Source organism: Salifodinibacter halophilus (genome assembly GCA_012999515.1).
Lineage (GTDB): Bacteria > Pseudomonadota > Gammaproteobacteria > Nevskiales > Salinisphaeraceae > Salifodinibacter > Salifodinibacter halophilus.
Map to the genome: position 1 here is coordinate 1 of JABEEB010000739.1, position 236 is coordinate 236.

At 66.1% G+C, this 236-nt stretch carries 1 protein-coding gene; it reads left to right on the forward strand.

The genetic code is table 11. The annotated features are described in order from the left end of the window. Positions 1 to 20: 20 nt before the first annotated feature. The coding region (locus HKX41_13530) for a hypothetical protein (protein NNC25154.1) at positions 21 to 236 on the forward strand (216 nt) is incomplete at its 3' end.

Here is a 236-nt window from a genome sequence, read left to right on the forward strand (position 1 = left end):
CGCTGCGCTGCGAGAGCCGCATGGGCGGCGTCGTCAATCTCGACGAAGGCGTGTTCCCGACCAAGGGCTGGCAGGGCATGACCCTGCGCGTGTTCAATCTTGAGGAGCAGCGCTGGTATCTGTACTGGATCAACAGCAGCACCGGCCAGTTGTTCCCTCCGGTGGCCGGCGGCTTCGACGGCGACCGCGGCGAGTTCTACGGCGAAGATCGCGACGAAGGCCGGCCGGTCAAGGTG